The organism is Colwellia piezophila ATCC BAA-637, assembly GCF_000378625.1.
Taxonomy (GTDB): domain Bacteria; phylum Pseudomonadota; class Gammaproteobacteria; order Enterobacterales; family Alteromonadaceae; genus Colwellia; species Colwellia piezophila.
The window spans coordinates 1-3,543 of the sequence record NZ_KB905193.1 but is presented as its reverse complement, the minus strand read 5'-3'; the positions used below and the strand labels follow the sequence as shown (position 1 = coordinate 3,543).

Below are 3,543 nucleotides of genomic sequence, written 5' to 3'. Positions count from 1 at the left end.
ATAACTAATTGTTAAAGAAAAGAGGTCTTAGTCGCATTCGCTAAGTACCTTCGCTCCTTGCTAACGTTGCCGTTTGCCCGAAGCAGGTGGCGTATGATACGCTCCCTAGTTTTGATGTCAATGTTTATTTTAAGTTACTTTGAAATACTTTAAAACTAAACGTTAAGTTAACTGATTATCCTTAAAAGGAAGTAGATAACTTATCAAAACGTCCAGTTGGTCATGGTTTTCACCTGAACCCCTTGGAACTGGAGCGCATTGTAGAGCGTTTTAAGTTAAGTACAAGGGTTAATTTAAACTTTATGACTGTTCGGTCATAAATCCCACTATTTGCTTATTATCCGTTACAATAGCGGTCAGAAAGGTGTCAGTAATAAAGAATCCTGACAACTATCTCCTTTTCCCTCTTGAGTGACTCCCTCTTTTACTCGACCTACTTCCTGTCGATAATGCATTATTTCTCGCATTTTTTTTACTCATTGGTTTTTTATCTGATTTAGAGATTTTTGTTAAATCGGGTTCATAGCCAGGTAACCACTGCTGTAATAAACTAATATCAAGTAACTCTTCAATGGCTTTTAGCAACCACTCTTCCCCCGTACTAACTAACGATACCGCTACCCCTGAATTACCAGCCCTCGCAGTTCGCCCTATTCGATGAACATAATCTTCTGCGTTATAAGGAAGTTCATAATTGATAACATGACTTAAGCCTTTGATATCGATTCCTCGTGCTGCTACATCAGTTGCTATTAATGCTCTCACCTTCCCTTCTTTAAACTCATTTAGTGCTTTTTCACGCGCTCCTTGGGATTTGTCGCCATGTATTGCCAACGACTTAACACCATCTTTGGTCATTTCTTTCGCTAATTCATCTGCACACTGTTTAGTGCGAGTGAATACCAACACCTGTTTCCAGTTCTTAGAACCAATCAAATATGATGTTAGTTCTCTTTTACGATCAGCATCAACGCCGTAGACAATTTGTTCGACATCTTCTGCGACTTTATTCTTATCATCTATTTCTACAATTTTAGGGTCGACTAAAATACTTTTACTCATTTGGTATATTTCATCGGCAAAAGTGGCTGAGAATAACAAAGTTTGTTTGCCTTGCGGTATACGTTGAGTAATTCTATTAATTTCATCTTTGAAACCCATATCTAGCATACGGTCAGCTTCATCGAAAACTAATGTTTGTATATTATCTAAAGTTAAGTGTTCACTTTGAAGAAGATCGAGCAATCTTCCTGGGGTCGCAACCAATATATCGATTCCTGCTTCTAATTCAGTTATTTGTTTTTTTGTACTCACCCCCCCGTAAGCTATACCAATTTTAACATCAGTAAACTGGCCATAAGTGCTAAAACTTTTGTAAACCTGTTGAGCTAGTTCTCGTGTTGGTGTTAACACTAATACTCTTAACTTTTGCAACGTAGGTTGTAAGGTAATAATCTTCTGTAATATTGGCAGTGCAAACGCAGCTGTTTTACCCGTACCGGTTTGTGCTCTTGCCATAACATCATGATTAGCTAATATTAGAGGGATACTTTGCTTTTGGATATCTGTTGGTTCATCATAAGCTGATTCAGTTATAGCTTTAAGCAGCATTGGGTGTAGGGAAAAAGAAGAAAAATTCATGCGTATAACCAGTAGATTTATGAGTTAGTTAATTGTACCAGAAGAAATGTATACCTATCCCTGTTATTAAAGTTTTTAGCACTAAGGTCGTTATGGAAAATTTTCCTTGTCAAAATATGCGTTTCTTGATTGTTGATAATATTAAGCCCTCACAAGAAATCCTTAAACAATATGTTATGCGCTTAACAGCGAAACAAGTTGATAGTACTCACTATGCACAAGACGTCGCTTCAATATGTCAACAGAAGAGCTATGATGTGATTTTATTAGGGTATGACCTAGGTGAGAATCAAAAGAATGGCCAACAGATTCTTGAAGAGTTAAGGGTAAATAGTTATATAAACCGTCATTGTATCATCATATTAATAACTGCGGAAATTTCACAGTCAATGGTACTTGCTGCACTGGAGCATAAGCCAGATCATTATTTGTGTAAGCCTTATTCACTGAAAGATTTAGACAAACGATTACATAATTGCCTGCAGAAGAAAAAGGCCATGGGGAAGATCTATCAAGCACTGGATGATAACAACCCATTACTGGTTATTGATCGTTGTAAGTATGCATTATCTATAAACACTCCTTATAGAATGGAATGTTTAGGGATAATTTCAAGACAATATTTTGAATTACAACAGTTCGAACAAGCTAAAGAAATCTATAAAGCTCATCAGCACTCCGTAAATTGCCAGTGGGCGACTATTGGTCTTGGTAAAGTTGCTTTACATGAAAATAAATTAGCACAAGCTGAGAAGTTATTTAAATTATTAATAAAGGATTACCCGCTTTATTTATGTAGCTATGATTGGCTTGCTATCACTTACGAAGCACAATTCCACTTTTTATTTGCTGAGGAGACCTTAGAACAAGCGATAGCCATATCACCAAGGTCTTTAACAAGACTCAAAAAATATGCACTCCTCTGTCAAAATAACAAACACTTTGATAAAGCAACAGCAGCTTACGAGAGTACTTATCTACTTGCGCATAACTCTATACACCACTGTGCAGAAAATACCATAAAATATGTACAGGCTTTAGTGGAATACGCACCATCACTGCCTTTAGTAGATGCAAAAAAGATAAGTAACAAAGGTCAAAGCTATTTAAAAAAAATGATCCGAGACTTTAAAGAAACTGACATTAAAATACAGTCTCATTTTCTTGGAGCATGTCTATATAAGGTTTCCAAAGAACAAAAGTTAGCAAATGATGAAATTAAGCTTGGTGAAAAGTTACTAGCTAGAGCTCAAAATAATATTGCTATGGAAAAACTTAACGATATATCTGTTATTTTAAAGAAATTGAACAAGAATAATCTTGCATCACAGATACTTATTGTAAGTGAAGGGAATGAAGATGTGAAATCAGCTAAACCGACAGTAAGTCTAAATGATAAAGCACAGGCTAATATAGACATTGGTTTAGCTTTATATTCGAAAGGTAACTACCTTGAGGCCATTGAGAAATTTAAAGGTGCTTCAACTATGTTCCCAAAACACACGGGGATTAAGCTGAACCTTATACAAGTGTTGTTAGTTTTATATGAAGAAAATGGAAAATCGGAAACAGTTCTGCGACAAGTAAAAGAACATTTACTCAATTTAGCCCACGTAAAACTTAATCCTACAGATCAGGAAAGACTGAAAAAAATGCAAAAAAAATACCAGCTAATTGCTGGTATTATTTCTTCCTAACGGAATATGGTGGAGGGAGGTGGATTCGAACCACCGAAGGCTGAGCCGTCAGATTTACAGTCTGATCCCTTTGGCCACTCGGGAACCCCTCCACGGGGCCATTTCATCAACTAAAGCTGATGGAATTAGAAGTCTAGCAATGTCCCGCTACGCTCTAACATGGGCTTATCGTAACCTAAGTCACACTACCATCGGCGCTGTTGCG

2 protein-coding genes and 1 tRNA gene are annotated in these 3,543 nt (G+C 36.7%); 1 reads left to right on the top strand and 2 read right to left on the bottom strand.

The window, feature by feature from the left end:
- Positions 1 to 390: 390 nt before the first annotated feature.
- Complete coding sequence (locus tag F580_RS0123575) at positions 391 to 1,641, bottom strand: DEAD/DEAH box helicase (protein WP_019030224.1); 1,251 nt, start codon at positions 1,639 to 1,641, stop codon at positions 391 to 393.
- A gap of 92 nt (positions 1,642 to 1,733) precedes the next feature.
- Between F580_RS0123575 and F580_RS0123570 the strand changes: the two genes are divergently transcribed.
- The gene (locus F580_RS0123570; RefSeq protein WP_019030223.1) at positions 1,734 to 3,338 is read left to right on the top strand and encodes a response regulator; all 1,605 of its coding nucleotides are present in this window, start codon (positions 1,734 to 1,736) and stop codon (positions 3,336 to 3,338) included.
- Positions 3,339 to 3,345: 7 nt separating this feature from the next.
- On the opposite strand, the gene F580_RS0123565 is transcribed toward F580_RS0123570, so the two are convergent.
- Positions 3,346 to 3,430, bottom strand: a tRNA-Tyr gene (locus tag F580_RS0123565).
- Positions 3,431 to 3,543 lie beyond the last annotated feature (113 nt).